Annotated in this window: 22 protein-coding genes; 13 read left to right on the plus strand and 9 right to left on the minus strand. The window is 69.0% G+C overall.

Going from position 1 to position 20,936, the window contains the following annotated elements; all coding sequences use genetic code 11:
* Positions 1-68 precede the first annotated feature (68 nt).
* From PP359_RS08395 to PP359_RS08450, 12 genes are all read left to right on the plus strand, one after another.
* A complete protein-coding gene (locus PP359_RS08395) occupies positions 69-1,163 on the plus strand; it encodes a LacI family DNA-binding transcriptional regulator (RefSeq protein WP_433719978.1) in 1,095 nt (364 codons plus the stop codon).
* A 5-nt stretch (positions 1,164-1,168) separates the two neighbouring features.
* A complete protein-coding gene (locus PP359_RS08400) occupies positions 1,169-2,305 on the plus strand; it encodes a GDSL-type esterase/lipase family protein (RefSeq protein WP_499250324.1) in 1,137 nt (378 codons plus the stop codon).
* Positions 2,306-2,388: 83 nt separating this feature from the next.
* On the plus strand, positions 2,389-3,351 hold the full coding sequence (locus PP359_RS08405) for an aldo/keto reductase (RefSeq protein ID WP_499250325.1): 963 nt from the start codon (positions 2,389-2,391) through the stop codon (positions 3,349-3,351).
* Positions 3,348-4,223, plus strand: a complete 876-nt coding sequence (locus PP359_RS08410; RefSeq protein ID WP_347418173.1) for an amidohydrolase family protein — start codon at positions 3,348-3,350, stop codon at positions 4,221-4,223. The genes PP359_RS08405 and PP359_RS08410 overlap by 4 nt, the downstream gene beginning before the upstream one ends.
* On the plus strand, positions 4,220-5,242 hold the full coding sequence (locus PP359_RS08415) for a zinc-dependent alcohol dehydrogenase (protein ID WP_112932189.1): 1,023 nt from the start codon (positions 4,220-4,222) through the stop codon (positions 5,240-5,242). The genes PP359_RS08410 and PP359_RS08415 overlap by 4 nt, the downstream gene beginning before the upstream one ends.
* Positions 5,239-5,997, plus strand: coding sequence for an SDR family NAD(P)-dependent oxidoreductase (locus tag PP359_RS08420; protein WP_499250326.1), 759 nt, complete (start codon positions 5,239-5,241; stop codon positions 5,995-5,997). The genes PP359_RS08415 and PP359_RS08420 overlap by 4 nt, the downstream gene beginning before the upstream one ends.
* An 8-nt stretch (positions 5,998-6,005) precedes the next feature.
* Positions 6,006-6,644 (plus strand): bifunctional 4-hydroxy-2-oxoglutarate aldolase/2-dehydro-3-deoxy-phosphogluconate aldolase, encoded by a 639-nt coding sequence (locus PP359_RS08425; protein WP_499250327.1) that lies wholly within the window; start codon positions 6,006-6,008, stop codon positions 6,642-6,644.
* Positions 6,641-7,597: a sugar kinase gene (locus PP359_RS08430; RefSeq protein ID WP_347418170.1), complete on the plus strand. Its 957-nt coding sequence runs from the start codon at positions 6,641-6,643 to the stop codon at positions 7,595-7,597. Before PP359_RS08425 ends, PP359_RS08430 begins: the two co-directional genes overlap by 4 nt.
* A gap of 30 nt (positions 7,598-7,627) precedes the next feature.
* The gene (locus PP359_RS08435) at positions 7,628-8,479 is read left to right on the plus strand and encodes a fumarylacetoacetate hydrolase family protein (RefSeq protein ID WP_347418169.1); all 852 of its coding nucleotides are present in this window, start codon (positions 7,628-7,630) and stop codon (positions 8,477-8,479) included.
* Positions 8,476-9,237, plus strand: coding sequence for an SDR family NAD(P)-dependent oxidoreductase (locus tag PP359_RS08440; protein WP_347418168.1), 762 nt, complete (start codon positions 8,476-8,478; stop codon positions 9,235-9,237). Before PP359_RS08435 ends, PP359_RS08440 begins: the two co-directional genes overlap by 4 nt.
* Before the next feature lie 47 nt (positions 9,238-9,284).
* Positions 9,285-10,463, plus strand: a complete 1,179-nt coding sequence (locus PP359_RS08445) for a mandelate racemase/muconate lactonizing enzyme family protein (protein ID WP_347418167.1) — start codon at positions 9,285-9,287, stop codon at positions 10,461-10,463.
* A 9-nt stretch (positions 10,464-10,472) separates the two neighbouring features.
* Positions 10,473-11,237: a FadR/GntR family transcriptional regulator gene (locus tag PP359_RS08450; RefSeq protein ID WP_347418166.1), complete on the plus strand. Its 765-nt coding sequence runs from the start codon at positions 10,473-10,475 to the stop codon at positions 11,235-11,237.
* A 2-nt stretch (positions 11,238-11,239) separates the two neighbouring features.
* Here PP359_RS08450 and PP359_RS08455 read toward each other — a convergent pair whose 3' ends face one another.
* The 4 genes from PP359_RS08455 to PP359_RS08470 form a co-directional block, all read right to left on the minus strand.
* Positions 11,240-11,578, minus strand: coding sequence for an L-rhamnose mutarotase (locus PP359_RS08455; protein WP_347418165.1), 339 nt, complete (start codon positions 11,576-11,578; stop codon positions 11,240-11,242).
* Positions 11,579-11,580: 2 nt separating this feature from the next.
* The gene (locus PP359_RS08460; RefSeq protein ID WP_347418164.1) at positions 11,581-12,450 is read right to left on the minus strand and encodes a carbohydrate ABC transporter permease; all 870 of its coding nucleotides are present in this window, start codon (positions 12,448-12,450) and stop codon (positions 11,581-11,583) included.
* Positions 12,451-12,487: 37 nt separating this feature from the next.
* Complete coding sequence (locus PP359_RS08465; protein WP_239498505.1) at positions 12,488-13,408, minus strand: carbohydrate ABC transporter permease; 921 nt, start codon at positions 13,406-13,408, stop codon at positions 12,488-12,490.
* 85 nt (positions 13,409-13,493) lie between these two features.
* Positions 13,494-14,858, minus strand: coding sequence for an ABC transporter substrate-binding protein (locus PP359_RS08470; RefSeq protein WP_347418163.1), 1,365 nt, complete (start codon positions 14,856-14,858; stop codon positions 13,494-13,496).
* Positions 14,859-15,001: 143 nt separating this feature from the next.
* Here PP359_RS08470 and PP359_RS08475 point away from each other — a divergent pair, with 143 nt between their 5' ends.
* Positions 15,002-15,667: a GntR family transcriptional regulator gene (locus PP359_RS08475; RefSeq protein WP_347418162.1), complete on the plus strand. Its 666-nt coding sequence runs from the start codon at positions 15,002-15,004 to the stop codon at positions 15,665-15,667.
* 51 nt (positions 15,668-15,718) lie between these two features.
* Here the strand turns inward: PP359_RS08475 and PP359_RS08480 are convergent, their stop codons facing one another.
* Genes PP359_RS08480 through PP359_RS08500 form a run of 5 tightly spaced genes read right to left on the minus strand, consistent with a single transcriptional unit; the run spans position 15,719 to position 20,896 of the window.
* Positions 15,719-17,275 (minus strand): carbohydrate-binding domain-containing protein, encoded by a 1,557-nt coding sequence (locus PP359_RS08480; protein WP_499250328.1) that lies wholly within the window; start codon positions 17,273-17,275, stop codon positions 15,719-15,721.
* An 11-nt stretch (positions 17,276-17,286) separates the two neighbouring features.
* Positions 17,287-18,108: a VTC domain-containing protein gene (locus PP359_RS08485; RefSeq protein WP_294979418.1), complete on the minus strand. Its 822-nt coding sequence runs from the start codon at positions 18,106-18,108 to the stop codon at positions 17,287-17,289.
* Complete coding sequence (locus PP359_RS08490) at positions 18,105-18,758, minus strand: DUF4956 domain-containing protein (RefSeq protein ID WP_294979415.1); 654 nt, start codon at positions 18,756-18,758, stop codon at positions 18,105-18,107. Before PP359_RS08490 ends, PP359_RS08485 begins: the two co-directional genes overlap by 4 nt.
* A complete protein-coding gene (locus tag PP359_RS08495) occupies positions 18,755-19,861 on the minus strand; it encodes a GtrA family protein (protein WP_347418160.1) in 1,107 nt (368 codons plus the stop codon). The genes PP359_RS08490 and PP359_RS08495 overlap by 4 nt, the downstream gene beginning before the upstream one ends.
* Positions 19,862-19,870: 9 nt before the next feature.
* Entirely contained in the window at positions 19,871-20,896 is a 1,026-nt protein-coding gene (locus tag PP359_RS08500; protein WP_499250329.1) for a phosphodiester glycosidase family protein, read from the minus strand.
* Positions 20,897-20,936 lie beyond the last annotated feature (40 nt).

The raw sequence follows: 20,936 nt of genomic DNA on the forward strand, positions 1-20,936 counted from the left end.
CGCTTTGGCATAGACTGCTCATCGAAAACACGGCCCCGGTGCCCTACCGGGAGCGAGGGATGGTGAGGATGCCGCAGCGCTCTGCCCGCCTGGTCGATGTCGCCCGTGCCGCCGGCGTGTCGGTGCCGACCGCATCGCAGGTCATGAACGACACCGGTCGCGTCGCGGACGCGACGCGGGAGCGGGTGCTCGCGGCCGCCCGCGACCTCGACTATCGGCCCAACGCTCTCGCCCGCAGTGTCGCCATGGGCCGCAGTCGCACGATCGGCGTCCTCGCGGAGAATGCGGCCGGCGCGTTCTGCATGCCCGTTCTGATCGGCATCAACCGGGCGCTCAGCGCGCACGACCTCGCCAGCGTCCTGTACGACGCGCAGCACGAGCCGGACCTGCGCCGCGACCACATCCGGCACATGATCGATCGCCAAGTCGACGGCATCATCGTCATCGGGGAGGGTCCGGATGTCGCGATCGACGACCTCGGTGTCTCCTTCTCCGGGCCGGTGGTCCATGCGTTCGGACCGCACCATGCGACGAATGCCAGCAGCATCCACCCCGATGAGCGTGCGGGGGGCGCGCTGGCCGCGCAGAGCCTCATCGCACTCGGGCGGCGGCGCATCGCCCACGTCACCGCCGAGGAGCACCTCCCCTCCGTCCGCGAGCGGTCGCGCGGCTTCGCTGCGGCGCTCGGCGAGGCGGGCCTCGAGCCGGCCGCCGTCCTCCACGGGTCGTTCAGCCGGGGATGGGGCCATCTCGCCGCCGAGATCCTCCACGCCCGCACGCCGACCGTCGACGCCGTCTTCGCCGGCAGCGATGCCATCGCGATCGGGTTGGCCGCGGGGTTCGAGGCGGCCGGCCTGCGCGTTCCCGAGGACGTCGCGATCGTCGGCTATGACCACGTCGCGGGCTACGGCGACGACATCGATCCCTACCTGGCATCCATCGATCCTCGGCTGACGGATGTCGGCGAGCGCGCCGCCCGTCACCTCATCGGCAGCCTGGACGATGAGGATGCCGATGCGTCTCCCGTCGTTCCCCGATTCGTCGAAGGGGCGACGACCCGGGGTGGGGACGACCGCCGTCATCGCCTGGTCGAGACCCTGCTGCGCACGGTCACCGCACCTCCCGTCATCGGCACGTCGCGCACGGACTCGCCCCACGGATGAACACGGTGTTCACGACCGCCTTCCCCTCGACGGCGGTGTCCGTCGTCGGCGCACTGGACAGCGTGCCGGGCATCTACGGCTCGCGCCCACGGCGGCTTCCGGCCTGGACGCGACGGCAGATCCCCGACCCCGTCTTCGACTTCGTCGTCGGCATGACATCCGGTGTGCGCATCGCCGCTCGCACGGGGGCGACGCGTGTGACCTTGGAGCTCGCGATCATCGGCATCGACACCGGCGTACGCCCGGCAGCGCCGGCGGTGCTCGATCTGGTCGTCGACGGCGCGCACCGCGAGCGTGTCTTCGTGCCGGGCGCGGCCCAGACCCTCGTCGCTGCGGACGGCACGGTGACCCAGGAGCACCCGCCCGTCGCCGTGACGTTCCACACCGGCGCCACTCGACGCGAGCGCGAGATCGAGATCTGGCTTCCGCACACCACGGCCGTCGAGCTCGTCGCGCTCTGCGCCGACGCACCCGTGACGCCGCCGCGCGACGATCGACCCGTCTGGGTGCACCACGGGTCGTCCATCAGCCAGTGCGGAGAAGCGTCGGCGCCCACCCGCACATGGCCGGCGATCGCCGCGGCGCACGGCGGCTACAGCCTGCGCAGCCTCGGCTTCAGCGGCAACGCGGTGGGCGACCCGTTCGTCGCTCGAACGATCCGCGACCAGCCGGCCGATGCGATCAGCATCGAGATCGGCATCAACGTCGTCAACGGCGACCTCATGCGTCGCCGTATGTTCGAACCGGTGCTGCATGGATTTCTGGACACCGTGCGCGAAGGGCATCCACAGGCGCCGGTGCTGATGCTCGGGCCGATACCCTGCCCGGCCCACGAAGAGGCGCCGGGTCCCACCGTTCTCGACGATCGCGGCCGCGCACGCAGCGCGGGGACGCCGGCGGAGATCGAGCGCGGGGCGATGAACCTCCGCGTCGTGCGCGAGGCGCTCGCGCGGGTGCTCGCGGCGCGCGCGGACGATGCGCGACTCTTCTTCCTCGACGGTCGAGAGCTGCTTCCGGATACCGAGGTGGCTGACCTCGACGACGGGCTTCACCCGAACGCCGCCGCCTACGAGCGGATGGGCGTTCGCTTCGCGGCGCACGCGTTCACCGCGGGTGCGCCATTGGTCAGGCCGCACGTCTGAGCCGCGACCGGCAGGAGGCGGGTTCGCACTTCTCGATGTGACCTCACATGTGATGTATGATCATTTGTGAACAAGGAGGTCACATGCTTCAGCGAGCCATCGGCGGCCGTATCGATGTCTCCGAAGTGGGGTTTGGGGCCGCGCAGCTGGGGAACCTCTATCGCAAGACCTCCGACGTCGAGGCGGCGGAGGCCGTGCAGGCGGCGTGGGACCGCGGCATCCGCTACTTCGACACCGCACCGCACTACGGCGTGGGACTGTCGGAGCTGCGCCTCGGACGGGCGCTGCAGGGCCGGCCGCGTGACGCGTTCGTCGTCTCGACGAAGGTCGGACGCGCCCTCATCCCCACCCCCGCCCGTGCGGCAGCGGGACTGCTCGACGACGAGAACGGCTTCGCCGCACCGGCCACGCACCAGCGCAAGTGGGACTTCTCCCGCGACGGCGTGCTCCGCTCCATCGAGGGCAGCCTCGATCGGCTGGGGCTCGACCGCATCGACATCGCCTACCTGCATGATCCGGACGACTACTGGGACGAGGCGTCCACGAGCGGGATCGATGCGCTCGTCGAACTGCGCGAACAAGGTGTGGTCCGTGCGATCGGCGCCGGAATGAACCAGGCGGAGATGCTCACGCAGTTCATCGCTCACTGCGATGTCGACGTGGTCATGGTCGCCGGACGGCACACGCTTCTCGACCGCCGAGCCCAGGACGAAATGCTGCCCCTGGCGCACGAGCGCGGCGTCGCCGTGGTTTCCGCCGCCGTCTACAACTCGGGCCTGCTCAGCAGTCCCATCGTCCGTGACGATGCGACCTACGATTACGGGCCCGCGCCCGTCGACGTCATCGCCCACGCACGGCGCCTCGCCGACATCACCACCCGCCACGGCATCACACTGCCCGACGCGGCGGTGCAGTACCCGCTGCGCGACCCCGCGGTGGTCTCGGTCGTGGTGGGCATGCGCAACGCCACCCAGGTGAACAGCACGGTCGACAGGTACGAGACACCGATCTCGGACGAGGCCTGGACGGAACTGGAGACCGCATGATCGTCGATGCGCATCTGCACGTCTGGGACCCGACCCGAGCTCCCTACCCCTGGCTCACGTCGGCGCTGGATCCGATCGATCGCACCCTCTTGATCGACGACATCGCCGCAGACCTCGACCACGCCGGTGTCGACCGCGTCGTTCTCGTCCAGGCCGCCGACAACGCGGCCGACACGGAGCTCATGCGCTCCGAGGCGCGGCGACACCCACGCCGTGTGGCCGGCATCGTCGCGTGGCTGCCGTTGGACGACCCCGCTGCGGTCGAGCGCGGCCTCGAGGGGTTCGCCAGCGATCCGTTGATCGTCGGCATCCGCAATCTCATCCACGACCGCGAGCCGGGCTGGCTGTCCGGCTCGGCGCAGAACCACGCGCTCGCCCTGCTGGCGCAGGCCGGCCTCGCGCTCGACTTCGTCACCTCCTCCGCCGAGGCGCTGGGCGAGATCCCCGGCCTCGCCGGGCGCCATCCCTCGCTGCGGATCGTCGCCGACCATCTCGGCAAGCCGCCGATCGGGGGCACCGCCCAGGAGCGACTGCGCTGGCGCGGACTGCTGCGGGATGCCGCCGCGCACCCGCTCGTGCATGCCAAGCTCTCCGGGCTCTACCCGCCTCAGGGCGACGCGACCGCCTGGTCGGTCGACGACATCCGCCCGTTCATCGACGACGCGGTCGAGATCCTGGGCCCGGCACGGCTGATGTACGGCAGCGACTGGCCCATCGTCGTGCGCGCCGGCGGGCATCACCGCGCCCACGCCGCGCTCACCGAGATCATCGGCGGCTGGGATGCCGCCGATCGCGACGCCGCGCTCGGCGGCACGGCGAGCGCCTTCTACCGACTTCCTTCCACCCCGACCATCGAGAGGACGACAGCGTGAACGGTCTCGCCTACGCCGGCAACCGCGAACTCATCGCCGTGGACGCTCCCGCGACACCCCCCGCCGCAGGCGAGGTACAGCTCGCGGTCGCCTACACCGGCCTCTGCGGCACCGATCTGCACATCTTCCACGGGAACATGGACGCGCGTGTCCGCATGCCGCTCGTCTTCGGGCACGAGATGAGCGGCACCGTTGCCGCGCTCGGCGAGGGGGTGTCGGGCTGGGACGTGGGTGAGGCCGTCACCGTCATGCCGCTCGACTGGGACGGCACGTGCCCCGCGTGCGTTGCCGGCAACGAGCACATCTGCCAGAACCTCGACTTCATCGGCATCGACTCCCCCGGCTCGCTGCAACAGCGCTGGAACGTGCCCGTGCGCGCACTCGTGCGGGTGCCCGCGGACACACGGCTCGACCATGCCGCCCTCATCGAGCCCGTCGCCGTCGCCGTGCACGATGTCCGCCGCAGCGAGCTCGTCCCGGGCGACAAGGCCGTCGTGATCGGTGGCGGCCCGATCGGTCTGCTCATCGCGACCGTCGCCCGTCATGCCGGGGCCGACGTGCTCGTGATCGAACTCGACGAGAAGCGACGTGCCCAGATCGCCGAGCTCGGCTTCGCGACCCTCGATCCGCGCGAGCGCGACCAGAAGGATGCCGTCGAGGAGTGGACAGCGGGCGCGGGCGCCGACGTCGTCTTCGAGGTCTCCGGCGCCGCACCCGCCGTTCTCGGTGCGACGGACCTCGTCAAGGTCCGCGGCACCCTGGTCGTGGTCGCGATCCACCCGACTCCCCGTCCGATCGACCTGCAGCGGGTGTTCTGGCGGGAACTTCGCATCCTGGGCGCACGCGTGTATCAGCGCGCCGACTTCGAGACGGCGGTGGAACTCATCACCGAGGGTGTGATCCCCGCCGACCGACTCATCACGCGCATCGTCTCGCTCGGCGACACCGCGGAAGCCTTCGCCGACCTCGAAGCCGGCCGTGCCATGAAGATCCTCGTCGACGTGGCCGGTCAGTCATGAGCGATCTGTTCGACCTGACGGGAACGACGGCGGTCGTCACCGGCGCGCGCCGTGGCATCGGATACGCGATGGCCGTGGCCCTCGCCGGGGCCGGTGCCGACATCATCGGCGTCAGCGCCTCGCAACCGGCATCCGGCAGCGACATCAAGCACGCCGTCACGGCGACGGGCCGCCGTTTCGAGGGCATCGCGTGCGACTTCGCCGACGTCGATGCCGTCGACGCTCTGGGCCAGACCCTCGCCGAACGCCGCGTCGACATCCTCGTCAACAATGCCGGCACGATCGAACGAGCCCCCGCCGCCGAGCACCCGCAGCAACTGTGGGACCGGGTCATCCAGATCAACCTGTCCAGCCAGTTCCGACTCACCCAGGCCGTCGCCCGTCAGATGCTCGAGCGCCGACGCGGCAAGGTGATCTTCACCGCGTCGCTGCTGAGTTTCCAAGGCGGCATCAACGTTCCCGGGTACGCCGCCGCGAAGTCCGGCATCGCCGGTCTGACCAAGGCACTCTCCAACGAGTGGTCCTCGCACGGCGTCAACGTGAACGCGATCGCCCCCGGCTACATCGCCACCGACAACACCGAGGCGCTGCGCGCCGACATCGACCGCTCGCGCTCCATCCTCGAGCGCATCCCCGCCGGACGCTGGGGTGAGGCGTCCGACCTCGCGGGCGCCACCGTCTTCCTCGCCGCACCCGCCTCCGACTACGTCTCGGGCATCACCCTCCCCGTCGACGGCGGCTGGCTCGGCCGGTGATCGGCACCGTGGACACGCTCGAAACGATCGGTCGCATCGGCATCGTGCCGGTCGTCGTCCTCGACGACCCCCTCCATGGCGCCCCGCTCGCGGAGGCGCTGCGAGACGGCGGTATCGGCTGCGCCGAGTTCACCCTGCGTACGCCAGCGGGTCTGGGGGCGCTGCGCGCGGCGGCCGCCGTCGACGGCTTCATCGCGGGCGCGGGCACGGTGCTGAGCGCCGACCAAGTGGATGCCGTGGCGGATGCCGGGGCGCGGTTCCTGGTGTCGCCGGGCTACGCCGCGGGCGTCAACGTGAGGGCACGCGAGCGCGGCCTCACGATGATCCCGGGCATCGCGACGGCGACGGAACTGCAACGCGCGCGTGAGGACGGCTACACGCATCTCAAGGTGTTCCCGGCCTCGGCTTTGGGCGGACCCGCCTACCTCGACGCTCTTGCCGGCCCGTTTCCCGACGTTCGCCTCCTGCCCAGCGGAGGTGTGAGTGTCGACAACCTCGGCGACTACCTGCGTCGCCCGACCGTGTTCGCCGGCAGCGGCAGCTGGATGGTGCCGCGGGCGCAGATCTCGGCGGGTGACTTCGGGGCGATCCGCGATCTCGCACGCGCGTGCCGCGAGCTCTGCGACGCGGTGCGAGGCCGGGTATGAGCGCCCCCCTGCGCGTGCTGACCCTCGGAGAGAGCATGGGTCTGCTCCGTGGAGACGGCATCGGCGGCTTCGAGCGCCTGCCCGCGGCATCCATCGACACGGGAGGCGCCGAGGGAAATACCGCCGTCGGGCTCGCGCGTCTGGGCGTGCCCGTGACGTGGCTGGGACGCGTGGGCGATGACGCGCTGGGGCGTCGCGTCTGCGGTGACCTGCGCGCGGAGGGGGTCGACGTGCTCGCGATCACCGACCCCGCGGCGCCGACCGGTCTCATGCTGAAGTCCACGCCGAGGGCGGGAACGACGGTGATCGAGTACTACCGGGCCGGGAGCGCGGGAAGCCGCCTCACCCCCGCCGACCTCGATCGGCTCGATTTCGCCGCTTACGGCATCATCCACATCACGGGCGTGACGCTCGCGCTCTCGGCGAGCGCTCGTGCGACGGTGCACGAGGCCGTCGACCGCGCCCGCGCTCACGGCCTGCTCGTCTCCTTCGCCGTCAACCACCGCTCGAAGCTGTGGGACCGCGATCGGGCCCGCGCCGCCTATCTCGATCTTCTCCCGCGTGTCGACATCGTCTTCGCGAGCGATGAGGAGGCCGAGCTGGTGTCACGGCCCTCGGGTGCCGTCCCGCTCGCCGAGCTCGCCCGGGCCCTGGGCGCACTCGGTCCACGCGAAGCCGTCGTGACGCTCGGTGATCGAGGCGCGATCGCCGAGATCGACGGCGCCGCGCACCGGATCGCCGCCGACAAGATCTCCCCCGTCGACACGGTCGGCGCCGGTGACGCCTTTGCCGCCGGCTACCTCGCCGCGCGCGCGGCGGGGCACCCTGCATACGAGCGGCTGCGGGTCGCGACCCGGTGTGGAGCATTCGCCTGCCTGCACCCCGGCGACTGGCAAGGTGCCGCGCGACAGTCCGACCTCGATCAGGGTTTCGGGATCACCGTTGTCCGCTGATCGTCACCCCCACACCCTCGGAGACAGCCCATGAGCTTCGCACGACTCGGACCCCTCGGACACGAGATCCCCACGATGTGGCGCGACGGCGTCCCGTGGGATCTGCGCCCCCTCACCGCTGACATCGACGGCGCCTTCCTCGCCGACGACGGACTGGTGCGCGCGCGGGAAGCGTGGCACGCCGACCGGCTGACGGTTCTGCCGGATGCCGCGGACCTCCGCACCGGCGCGCCGATCGCCTTCCCCAGCAAGATCGTCTGCATCGGCCTCAACTACCACGATCACGCCGCCGAGACGGGCGCAGCGGTTCCCGGCGAACCGGTCGTCTTCATGAAGGATCCCCGCACGATCGTCGGCCCGTTCGACGACATCCTCATCCCGCGCGGATCCCAGAAGACCGACTGGGAGGTCGAGCTCGGGGTGGTGATCGGCCGCACCGCCCGCTATCTCACCTCGCCCGACGAGGCCCTCCGACACGTCGCCGGGTACGTCGTCTCGCACGACGTCTCGGAACGCGAGTTCCAGCTCGAGCGCGGCGGGCAGTGGGACAAGGGCAAGAGCTGTGACACGTTCAATCCCCTGGGGCCGGTGCTCGTTCCCGCCGACGAGGTGGACGACCCGCAGGCGCTCGGCCTGCGCCTGTGGGTGAACGGCGCGCAACGACAGAACGGGTCGACCGCGCAGCAGATCTTCTCCGTCGCCCATGTGATCTGGTACCTGTCGCAGTTCATGGTGCTGCGCCCCGGCGACCTCGTGAACACCGGGACTCCCGCGGGGGTCGCCCTCGGACGGGCCGATCATCCGTATCTGCGCGCCGGTGATCTCGTCGAGCTCGAGATCGACGGTCTTGGGCGGGCGGCGCAACGGCTGGTCGACGCATGAGCGCCGGAGACTTCGACGGCATCGTCGCCGTCGTCACCGGGGGTGCGTCCGGCATCGGCCTGGCCAGCGTCAACGCACTCCTCACGTCGGGAGCGACGGTGGCCGTGCTCGACCGCTCCCTCGCCGCACTGCCGCCCGCGGTGATGGGCTGTGAGGCCGACGTCACCTCGCGGCGCTCCGTCGACGTGGCCATCGAGGCCATCGCTCAGCGTCTGGGTGGGGTCGATGTCGTCGTCAACAGCGCCGGGGTCAGCTGCGTGGGTACCGTCGAGGAGGCGACGGAGGACGACTGGGAGCGGGTGCTCGACATCAACGTCCGCGGCACGGCGCGCGTCAGCGCCGCCGCGCTCCCCTATCTGCGCGCATCCGCGCACGCAGCGATCGTCAACGTGTGCTCGATCGGCGCTCTCAACGGGTTGCCCCAGCGCGCCGTCTACAACGCGTCGAAGGGCGCCGTCCTCGCGCTCACGTACGCGATGGCGACGGACCACGTGTCGGAGGGCGTGCGTGTCAACTGCGTGAGCCCGGGAACGGTGTCGACGCCGTTCGTCGAGCGGATGCTGCAGCAGTTCCCCGATCCGACCGCCGAGCGGGCCGCGTTGGATGCGCGACAGGCGACGGGGCGGATGGTGACCCCGGAGGAGGTCGCCGACGCGATCTTGTACCTCGCCAGTCCCCGCGCGGGATCCACCACGGGCACGGCGCTGGAGGTGGACGGGGGTGTGACTCATCTCCGCGTCCGTTCATCGTTCATATGATGTATGCTCTATAGCAGGAATTCACCCCGGAAAGTGTCAAGGACGATATGAAGATCACGGGCTACCGCACGCTCCGCACCCACCGTGACTGGGGGCGGCCCGTGGGCGACGTCAACGGCTTCATCGCATCCGGCATCACCGAGGTGCCGATCGTCATCGTGGAGACCGATGAGGGGATCGAGGGGGTGGCCGTCGGCTCCGACCACGACATCGCCCGCATCTTCCCCGCCCTCGAAGGCCAGGATCCCCGCGGCGTCTCCGGCCTGTACGACCGCATGCTCGCCCACGTCTTCAAGGCGGGTCACAACGGGGCCACGTTCGGGGGGATCGCCACGCTCGACGCCGCTCTCTGGGACATCAAGGCCAAGGCCCTCGGCGAGCCGCTGTGGCGTCTACTCGGCGGTCGGGACCGCTTCGTCCCGGGGTACGCGTCGGGCCTCGACATCGCTCTCAGCGACGATCGACTGGCGGACTTCTACGCGGCGATGGCGGAGCGCGGCTTCACGAGTGGCAAGCTCAAGGGCGGACGCGATGTCGAGACCGACCTGCGCCGCCTGCGTATCGTTCAGGAGCAGTTGGCGCGCAACACGCAGCATCCCGCGCTCATGCTCGACGCCAACGAGTCATGGAACCTGAAGCAGGCCGTGCGCTACGTGAGCGCCGTGGAGGCGGAGATCGATCTCACGTGGATCGAGGAGCCGCTGCGCCGCTGGGACGCCCACGGCCACGCGCGGCTCTCGCAGTCGGTGCGCGCCGCCGTCGCCACCGGCGAGAACCTGACCGGCCTCGAGCAGTTCCGCGCGCTCTTCGACCTCGGCGCCGTCGACGTCGTGCAGACCGGCGCCGTGTGGGGGATCACGCATTTCCTGCGACTGGCTTACGCCGCCCATGCACGCGATCTGCCGATCAGCCCGGTCGGCCTGACCAGCAATCCCGCAGTGAGTCACGCCGCCGCGGCGGTGCCCAACCACCTCACCGCGGAGGTCCAGGACCTCGGCATGCCCTTCGGCGTCCGCGTCGACGAGCACGTGGACGAGGGAGGGATCATCCTCGGCGATGCCCCAGGCGCAGGACTGACCGTGGACGAGCAGGCGATCGGTGCCGCGGTCCACGACGGGGACTGGTTGCAGTCCGCGGGACCGCACGTGCGACCCCTGCGCGCGGGGCTCAGCCTTGCTGCCGAGAGACGAGCCGGGTCTTCTCCCGCCACGCACCGCGACGCATAGAATGTTGCGATGAATGATCTTCGGCCGGAGGCCGCACCGCCGCGCGTGTTCGATCGCAAGGCGGCGCGCACCCCGGTGTCGCGGCTCGGCGTCGCGGTTGTCCACGACCTCGTGACGGCGATCATCACCGAGGAGATCCCCGAAGGCACCATGCTGCCGATCGAGACGGAGCTGAGCGCGCATTTCGGCGTCAGCCGCACGGTCGTGCGTGAATCCATCAAGCGCATCGAGGAGAAGGGCCTCGTGGCCGTCGTGCAGGGCAGCGGGACGACCGTGCGCACGCGCGAGTCCTGGAACGTCCTCGATCCGGTGGTTCTGCAGGTCATGCTCGAGAACGACGCGTCGCTGGGCGTACTGGACGATCTCGCGGTCGTGCGCGGCGCGCTGGAAGGCGCGATGGCCGCCGCGACGGCGGGTCGTCGATCGGATGCCGAGCTCGATGCCCTGCGCGCAGCCTACGAGCGCATGGAGCACACCATCGATCACGAGGACGAGTACAACGACGCCGACATGCTCTTTCACCTCGAAGTGATGCGGCAGTCGCAGATCCCGCTCGCCGAGAGCATCACCCGCACGTTGTACTCACGCGCGCGCGAGTCGGCCCGCTTCACGACGAACCCGTCCAAGGATGTCTTCCATCTGACCCTCGAGGAGCACCGCCGCGTTCTCGAGGCGATCGAGGCGGGGGATGCCGCGGCCGCCGAGAGCGCGATGCGCGCACACATCCTCGACGCGTGGCAGCGCCGGCGTCAGCCCACCGCCCGCAAGCCCTGACGTCAGTCCTGGTGCCAGACCTCCGCGAACTGCTCCCAGTTCGGGCTCGATGAACCGCTGCGCAGCGGCAGCTGGCAGGGCGCGGTGTACGACCACCACTGCTGACAGATCGGATCCTGCGCCATGATCGCCTGGTCGGATTCGTAGTCGTCGCCGACGTACTCGTAGTACCCGAGGATCACGTCGTCGAGGACGAAGATCGTGAAATTGCGGATGCCGCAGCGCGTGTTCATCTCCTCGACGTGCGGCCAGACGGCTGCGTGCAGCTCGAGGTACTCCGCCCGCTTCTCCGGGACGAGTCGGGCGGCCATGCCGAACCGACGCACCGGGGTCGACGACATCCTCATTCCTTCGTCCCGCCCGCGGTCATGCCGGTCACGAGGAAGCGTTGCGAGAAGAGGAAGATCACGAGCACGGGACCGACCGAGACGAGCGTGGCGAGCGCCAGGACCGGCAACGAGATCGTGATCGATGCGCCACTTGTCGGGTTGAACAGCGGAACGTTCGACAGCAGCTCCGCCAGCCCAACCTGGATCGGCGATTTGCGCCCCGGGGCCATCACGAACGGCAGGAAGTAGTTGTTCCAGTTTCCGACCAGGTTGAAGAAGCCCACGAGCGCGATGACGGGCGTGGCCAGCGGCATCGCGATGCGCCCGAACACGCGCCACTCGCCGGCCCCATCGATGCGCGCGGCATCCAACAGATCTTTGGACACACTCGTCGAGAAGTAGATGTAGGTCAGGTAGACGCCGAAGGGAAAGAAGGAGAACGGCAGGATCACCGCGAGCGGGTTGCCGACGAGCTTCAGCGCCGACATCTCGAGGAACACCGGCAGCACGAGCGCCGTGCTCGGAATGAGCATGACGACCAGGGTGACGACCAGCAACGTCTTGCGTAGACGAAACTCGGTGAGCGCGAGCGCGTAGCCCGCAGGGATTGTCACGACGAGAGTGACGAGCAGGGCCACACCGGTGTACAGCACCGAGTTGCCGATCCAGGTCCACACGATGCCGCCCTGGAACTGGATCAGCTCGTTCCAGTTGCTCGCCAGGGTGTCGAATCCTCCGAAGGTGAAGGGTCCGTCCAGTAGGAGCTGGCGCGGTGTCTTCGTCGGCGCGAGCAGCAGCCAGACGATCGGCACGACGAAGAAGAGGGTGAAGAAGACCAGAACGACGGTGACGAGGGCCCGGCCCATCCACCGGGCGGGTGACATCGCCGCACCGTTTCGACGGCGCGCGCGCACGTGGAGATCAATCGCGCTCAAAGAGTCCTCCTCGGAAGACGAAGATCGCCGACAGGGCGCCTGCGACGAGCAGGAGCAGCAGCGAGATCGCGGCGGAGCCGTTGAAGTCGCCTTGGCGGAACGCGTACAGGTACGCGAGCTGGTTGATGGAGTAGTCGGGCGGAACGACCCCCTTGGAGGCCTGGGAGAGCACACGAGGCTCGACGAACAGCTGCGTGCCCGCCGCGAGCGACATCACGGCCATGTATGAGATCCACTTGCGCATGAGCGGGATCTGGATGTGGATCGCGGTCTGCACTGCCCCGGCGCCGTCGATGCGGGCCGCCTCCAGCACATCGGCGGAGATGTTGTTGAGGGCACCGTACATGATGACGATCCAGCCGCCGGCGCCGGTCCAGAAGGCGATGATCGTGAAGATGATCGGCAAGTTGTCCACCGAGACCGTCTGCACGAAGTTCTCGAAGCCGAAAGCACGAAGCAGGAAGGCGACCGGGCTGACCGTCGGGTCGAGAAGGAACAGCCACAGCATGACGCTCGACGCGCCGGCGAGGGCTCCGGGGATGTAGTAGACGAAGCGGTAGCTCGTCGACAGCCACCGGCGCCCCACACCGTGCACGAGAAGAGCAAGGAGCACGACGAAGACGAGGAGCGAGACGAGGTAGAAGACCAGGTAGATCGCGACGTGCATCACCGCGGGGAGAAAACGATAGTCGGTGAAGACCTTGACGAAGTTGTCGAAGCCGGCGAAGGAGCCGTTCTTCGTGAACGAGAGGAAGACGGCATAGAGCGTCGGGATGATGCCGAACGCGAGCAGCAGAATCGCGTAGCCGGAGACGAAGATGTATCCGATCCTGCTCTGCGAGCGATCCGGGCGACGTCGGGCGGAGGAGCGAGGCTCCCGCCCCCGCCGGGCCTCCGAAGAGGCCACGGCGGCGGCGGGAGCCGTGAGCGAAGTGGTGATGAGAGTTTCCTTTGCTCGCGGCGGATGCCGAGGCATCCGCGTGGAACGGGAATTACTTGACCGTGTAGCCCTGCACCTGGGCCTGGTTGTCGTACTCCTTCTGGAGCTGCGTGACCAGGTCGGCTTGGGTCTTTCCGGCCGAGATACCGGGGATGACGATCGAGGCGTAGGCGACCTCGGGGCTGAAGGAAGGGTATCCCCAACCGCTCCACACGCTGCTCGCCGCCGTCGTGAGCGCCGACTTGAAGTCGCCGACGTAGTAGCCGGAGCTGGCCTGCTGCGTGAGCCACTTGTCTGCCGCCGATTGGTAGGCCGGAAGACCCGAAGCCAGCTTGACCGCGTCGTCGGAGCTCGTTGCGTACTGCAGGAACTTCGCCACGGCGGCGAGGTTCTTCGAGTGGCTGGAGCCGTACCAGACGCCACCACCGACGTTGCCGGTGACCTTGTCCGAGCCGCTCCAATACAGCGGGGCGGAGGCGCCGACGGTACCGGTGGGCGCGTTCAGGCTGTCCTTGTTCTGGAAGAGCGCTCCGGAGTACCACGCCGGGCCGGGCATACCGAGCACCTTGCCGCTGTACTTCGACACGAAGTCCGCACCGAACACGCTGTCGTTGACGAGCGTCTTGTTGGCGAGCATGTGGTCGATGAGCTTCGTGGCCTTCACCGCGTTCGGGTCGGAGAAGTTGCTCGTGAACGTGTCACCATTCACCTGGAAGACCGGAGCCTGCGCGCCCCAGTAGTAGATGTACGGACCCTCGAACGAGTCACCGACGGAGCCGAGGATGTAGCCCGGGTGCTCGGCTGCGACCTTGTCGCTGAGCGCCTGGTAGTCCTCCCACGTCTTGGGCACGTCGTAGCCGAACTGCTTCATCAGCGCGTCGTTGTACCAGTACACGACCGGAGCGAGGTCGTTGCGCACGCCGTAGACGTTGCCGTCGACGGTCATCGGGTCGAGCGCGCCCTTGGTGAAGCCGTTGAGGAAGTCGTCCGAAAGAAGCCCCTTGTTGAGCACGGCCGCGAACGGCTGACCGCCGTTGGTCGACTTGCTGGCCCACGACGTGTCGTTCTGCTGCGTCGAGAACACGACGTCGGGCCAGCCCGAGCCGGACTGGTCGAACAGGGCGATCTTCGTCTTGAACGAGTCGCTGCCGCCGGAGTTGCCGTCGTAGGTCTCGACGTTGACGGTGAGGTCGGGGTTCGCCGCCTTGAAGGCGTTGGCGATGGGCTCACGGGAGGAGTCGACCCACACCGTGATGGGCGCCTTTGCGTCCTGCTCGGCGGCATCGAAGCCGTACTGTGAGTTTCCGCCGCCACCCGAGCCACCCGAGCAGGCGGTGAGGGCGGCCACGGCGGCGAGGCCCGTGGCGAGAGCGATGATGCGAGGGACAAGACGTGAGCGTCGATGCTGTGATGCCATTGCGCGTCCTTTTCTGGTCGGCGTCGTTGACGACAGGGCCGTCGGGCGACGGCGAGAGCTAGTACATCATACATCTCATCTAATGGCAATCATGGACACGGCCCCCTGTCGCGGCACGACAGGGGGCCGTACCATTCGTTCAAATGAGTGCGACGCTCGCCCCGATCGAACTCGTCAGCGGGATGATCCTGAGTGACGAGATCTACGCGCGCATCGGCGCGGCGATCGCCGACGGCACGTTCCCTCCCGGGCATCGCCTCCGCGATGTCGAGCTCGCTCAGCAGCTGGGCGTCTCGAGAACACCGGTCCGCGAAGCACTGCAGCGACTGGAGCGCTTCGGGCTCGTCGAGATCGCGGTCGGTCGCTACACGCGTGTCACGGCACCGAGCGACGCACTGCGCCGCGACACCGGCGAGTTCGCCGCCTACTTCCTCGGCAATGCGCTCAGCCTCGCGGTGTCGCGTTGTTCCGACGAAGATCTCGCTGACCTCGTCGCCACGGTCGATGCGGCACTGGCGGGCATCGACACGGGCGACGCGGCCGCGGTGTTCTCCGCGGCATCCCGCCTGGGCATCGTCGCTGCGCGGGCGACTGGCAACAGCGTTTTCGACACGATCATCCACGAGACGTCCATCGTCGTCGAACGCAACCTGCGCGGATGGTCAGGGGTCCGCGCCGAGGCCGCCCCCCGCCGCGATAACTGGCAGCTGCTGCGTGATCGGATCGCGACGCGCGATGCCGGCGGGGCCGAGGACAGCATCCGACGCCTCTACGGCGTCACGCCGGGCGCTGTCCCGCCCGCCCGCTGAGACGCGTCGCGGAGCCGCCGTTGTGCGCCCGTGCGGCTCCGCGACGGGAGCTCAGCGCCCCCGACCGCCTCCGCCCATGCCACCGGCGGCCGCCACACCGGCGGTGACGGATGTCGCGGCCCCGTCGACGGTCACGGTGTAGGTCTGGCCGCTCGTGATCTCTGCCGAGGAGAACACCACCGAGGCGAAGGTCTTCGTCGCCGTATAGGAGGAGATGACGGCGCCGGACCCGTCGGTGATCTGCACCGTCGATCCCGCCGCTCCGCTGACGGACGCGGCGAGCCATCCCTGTGGTGAGGACGCCTCCGGCGTCTCCGCCATTCCGCTGCTGCCGATGGCGACGAGCGTTCCGCCCGAGATGGTGATGCCGCCGTTGGAGTCGAGGGCGCCGTTGTCGTTGGCGGTCGGGCCGAACACGGTGACCTCTCCCCCGGTCATCTCGATCGTCCCGTTCGAGTCCAGGCCGTCGCCCAGGGCGTCGACCAGGAGGGTCCCACCAGAGATGGTCAGCTTCTCACCGGTGTCCTGCATGCCGCCGCCCATCCCGCCACCGGAGGAGTTGCCCGACGCGTTCACCCCGTCGTCGGTCGAGGTCACCCGCGTGGTGCCGCCCGCGATGCGGATGTCAGCCGACTCGATGCCCTCGTTGGAGCGCGTGACGGTGACGTCGCCACCCGCGATCACCAGAATGGTCTCCGAGTGGATGCCGTCGTTATCGCTGGCCACGGTGAACGTTCCGGCACTGATAACGGCGTCGGTCTGGGCGTCGATGCCGTCATCTCCTGCGGTGGCATCGACCGTGCCTCCGCCGATCCACACGTACCCCTTCGTCGCATCGTCGGTCTGGTCGCTCTTGAGAGCGTCGCCGCCGGCGGTGATCGAGACGGTTCCTCCGGAGATGATGAGCGAGTCCTTGCCTCGCAGGCCGTCGTCGGCGGCGTTCACGGTGATCGTTCCGCCGATGATCGCGAGGTCGTCCGTGGCCGAGATGCCGTCGTTGCCCGAGTCCGTGACGGCGAGCGCGCCCGAGCCGGAGATCGTCAGATCGGTGTCGGCGTAGACGGCGGCACTCGCATCGGCATCCGCGGAGCTGGCTCCGGTGATCGTGTTGGTGGAGCCCTCAGCGAGATTGATCGCCACGTCATCCGCCGAGACGACCTGGATCGCCGCACCCGTCGAGGCGGTCACGCTCGCACCGTCCAGGATGAGAACGACGAGGGCGTCATCGGGAGCCGCGACCACCAGCTGACCGTCGAGGCTGCCGCTGACACGGTAGACACCGGCGGCGGTGACGGTCACGGTCGAGCCGGAGACCTCCACGCCTGCCGCGTCGCTGGTCGCTGTCGATCCGGACAGCGTGATCCCGACGGCGTCCGCAGCGTCCCACTCGTCGTCGTTCACGACGGTGCCGTCCGCGTTCTCGGCGAGCACCGCGGCTGCGGCGGCCGGTACCGCAGCATCGATGTCCGCGACGGTCTGTGCGGCGGCGGACGTCGCCGCGACACTCGCCGAGGACGATGCCGTGGGCGTGGCGGTGACGCTGCAGCCGGTGAGAACGACGGCCGCGATGGCCAGGGGAAGGGCGAAGGGAAGGATTCGGCGGCGCATGATGCGTCCTTTCAGGAAGAGGGGTGAGAGGTGTGGACGGCGGAGGAGAACGGACCTGCGAGCACACGCGTCCACCGGTTTCGGGGGAGGTCGCCGCGCAGCGCCGCCATGCCCGTGGCGTACTTGCTGACGCGCTGCGGGCGATGACCTGCGCGCCACAGCGCGCGGTCGAGCGTGCCGGCGCTTCCGGGGGATTTGGTCTCGATGATCGCGAAGCGCGGGACGAGGAAGCCGGCACCCGAGGCGTCGACCCACTCGAGGTCGAGATCGACGGTGGCGCGGGATGCCCCGGCATCCGGCGAAGCGGACCAGACGAGGCTCGAGCGGTGGTAGAGGGTCTGCAGACGCGCGTCGAGATCGTCGGCGCGCGCCGCGTCGATCCCGATGGCGTCGAGAGCGAGCGCCACCTCGCCGCGGGCATCGGCGCTCAGTTCGTCGGGCGTCTGTGCGCTGTAGTCGTCTCGGTCCTTCTGCGTGAGCCCCCGGGCCCCGCGCGTCTTCAACTCGAGATAGGTGGACCCCGTGTCCATGTACGAGCGCGTGCGGAGCTTGAAGCGTCGCCGGCGCCCGTGCGCGGCGAGGCGGAAGCTGAGCAGATCCGGCGTGTCGAAGTACACCGACCGATAGGCCATCTGCCGGCGCCCGTCGATCTCGAGCACCCGCGGAGCGCAGGGCTGCGATGCCAGGTCGGCGAGGAGATCGGCGGCCTCGTCGAGGGGAACGACGTACTTGCGGTCGATCCGCGTCAGCAGCGCCGCATCCGCCGTCGCCTCGTCGAGCGTCACCGGCGGCATCGCACCGAGCGTGGTGTGGATGCGGGAGCGTGCGCTCATCGTGCGCCTCCGACGAGGTCGGCGAAACGGGTGTCGCCGACTTGCGGCGCCGCGGTCAGAAGGCCTTCTCCGATCGCAGCGCGAGTCGCACTCTGCCGCGTCGGCGGGTCGATGCGATAGCGCACGTCGACGAGCGTGGTGTCGTCGACGAGATCGAGCCGCTGAACGGTGAGAGCGGTCACCTCGCCGCCGAGCAGCCGAGCGAGCTCGGCGCGCAGTTCATCCTCATCGGCGATGGCGCGGTCGAGATGAACGCTCTGGTGGCGGCTGCGGGAGAGCAGGCGCGGGTGGTCGGCGACGGCGAGGACCAGCAGGATGAGCGCGACGAGAACGGAAGGCGGCACGAGATCGGTGTGCGGGAGACCGCAGATGAGTCCGATCGCGAGCGCCGCGAAATAGTAGGCGACTTCGCGTTGCGTGATCTCGCTCGAGCGCAGCCGGATGATCGAGAGCACTCCGAACAGGCCGAGACCAAGCCCTAGCGCCACCTCCGCCGTGCCCAGCACCGACGCGACGGCGAGAACGCCGACGTTGACGCCGAGGAAGGCCACGACGAGGTCACGTCGGCGGTGGCGGTGGAAGTAGATCGCGCTGAGAGCGACGGCGGCGGCGAGGTCGACGGCGGCGAGGAGGAGGGCAGTGACGGTCATCGGTTTCTCCCTGTGTGAGATGAGGTGGTGGGGACGGGCTGGAGGAGGGCGCGAGGCGGCGCGGCGCCCGGCGCGGGCGCGAGTGATGGAGGGAAGACAAGGGAGCGCTGAACTCCGTAGCTGAGGATGAACAGCACGCCTTCGGTGATGACCTTCGCGGGCAGGAGTGCCAGCCCCGCGTCGGTCAGGAAGGACATCCAGGCGATGTTCGATGCCAGCAGCGCCAGGGCGAGCACCGCGTACCGCGACGCCTGGGCGCCGACGCTGCTTCCCCGCGCACGGAACACCATCCGTCTGTTGACGACGAAGTTGACGGATGCCGAGACGGCGCGCGCGGTGATGATCGACGCGATCAGCGAGCCCGTCACCGCGGTCAGCAGCAGCAGCGCGAGCGTGTCCACGACGAAGGCGGCAAGGGACGAGCCGGCGAACAGCAGCACCGGCAGCAGCACCTTGAGCGAGTCCCGCACCGGCCGGAAGTGACTCGACTCGTTGCGTCCGAGATACACCGTGTCGATGGGGACTTCGTACAGATCGACCGCATCGGGCGCTGCGCGCAGCAGCATCCGCTGCTCGTACTCGAAGCCGTCGCCGGGGATGCTGAGCGCCCAGGTAAGGCGGCTGCCGGGAAGGCCGCGCAGTCCCGTCTGGGTGTCGGAGATCCGTCGCCCCGTAGCGAGCTGGAAGAGGAGGCGGGAGGCGACGTTGCCGAAGCGGCTGCGCGCGGGAACGGCCCGCCCGAACGTCCGCACTCCGAGCACGAGCGCGTCGACGCCCCCATCGACGGTCGACTGCACACCGGCGGCGACGGCGACGATGTCGTGCACGGTGTGTTGCCCATCGGCATCCGCGGTGACGACGCCGGCACCGCGCGCGCTCGCGGCGAGCTCAGCGAACCCGGTCTTCAGGGCGGCGCCCTTTCCCCGATTGACGTCGTGGGCGATGACGCGCGCACCCGCGGCACGCACGGCGGCGAAGACACCGGCGAAGTCGTCACCGCTGCCGTCGTCGACCACGAGCACGTCGAGCTCCGGAGCGGCCGCGCGCAGATCGGCCACGAGAGGCGCGAGTTGCGGCCCGGGCTGGTAAGCGGGAATCAGCACGTGCATCGCTCAGCCCGCCAGGTACAGGATGTCGCTGGTGCCGCGCTCACCGCCGTTGGAGGGTGAGTTGATCACCGTGCCGTTGAAGTACATCGTGGAGCTGCCGCCACCGTCGAGGTTGTAAGCGGTGGTCGCACCGAGCGAGATCATGATGTCCGCGAGTTCGGGAAGCGTCACGCCTTCGCTGTAGCCGCTTTGGCGTCCGTCGACGACGACGAAGACGAGATGGTTGTCGTCGATGACGCCGACGGCCGTGCGCGGCTGGTCACCCTGGATCGAGTGGTTTCCGACGTTGGTGTCGACCTCGACGTCGTCGATGCCCGAGACGACCTGCCCGCCCTCGACGATCGCCGGCCCGAAGCTCAGGGTGTTCCAGACACCTGCCGCCAGCAGCGCATCGGCGGAGGTCTGCGCCTCGTCGTACACCTCGACGTGGCCGTCCAGGTAGAACGCGAGACCCTGGCGCGCTGGCTCATCGCGGTAGATCACGCCGTTGCGGATCTCGATGCCGGTGGAGCGGAACCCGTAGTAGTCGCCGTTGATCGCGAAGACCGCATCGTGAGCCGCGGCGATCTCGCTCGTGGTCTGCACGATGTTCTCGCCGAATTGGTTGTTGGCGAAGGCCGAACGGAGTTCGGTCGCGGTGCCCAAGGTCACATCCGCGACGTAGTAGGTGACGATGTCGGAGCCTGACCCCGTGGTCACGGTCGACACCGTGACGGAGGTGGAACCGTCGCGGTAGGAGGTGTCCGTCAGGGTCTTCTCTGCGGTCGCGTCTGATGCGGAGACGGATGCCGTGGCGGACGCCGTGGCGATGACGCTTGCATGGGCCGCCTCGTAGGCGGCGACGTCGGCGACCTCGACATGCGGAATGAGGTAGCGATCGGCGGCCCACCAGGCGGTGCCGCCGAGGACGAGAGTCAGGCTGAGGGCGCCGATCAGCAGAGTGCGACGCCGGATGCGACGCCGCGACCTGTCGGGAGCGGGCGCCGTGTCCGTGCTGGCGGTGTCGCGATTTCGGTGGGCGTTGTCCATACCCACAGGTCTACGGAGCGCGGACTAATCGAACCCTGCC

Source organism: Sphingomonas sp. BLCC-B65 (assembly GCF_028550675.1).
GTDB lineage: Bacteria > Actinomycetota > Actinomycetes > Actinomycetales > Microbacteriaceae > Microbacterium.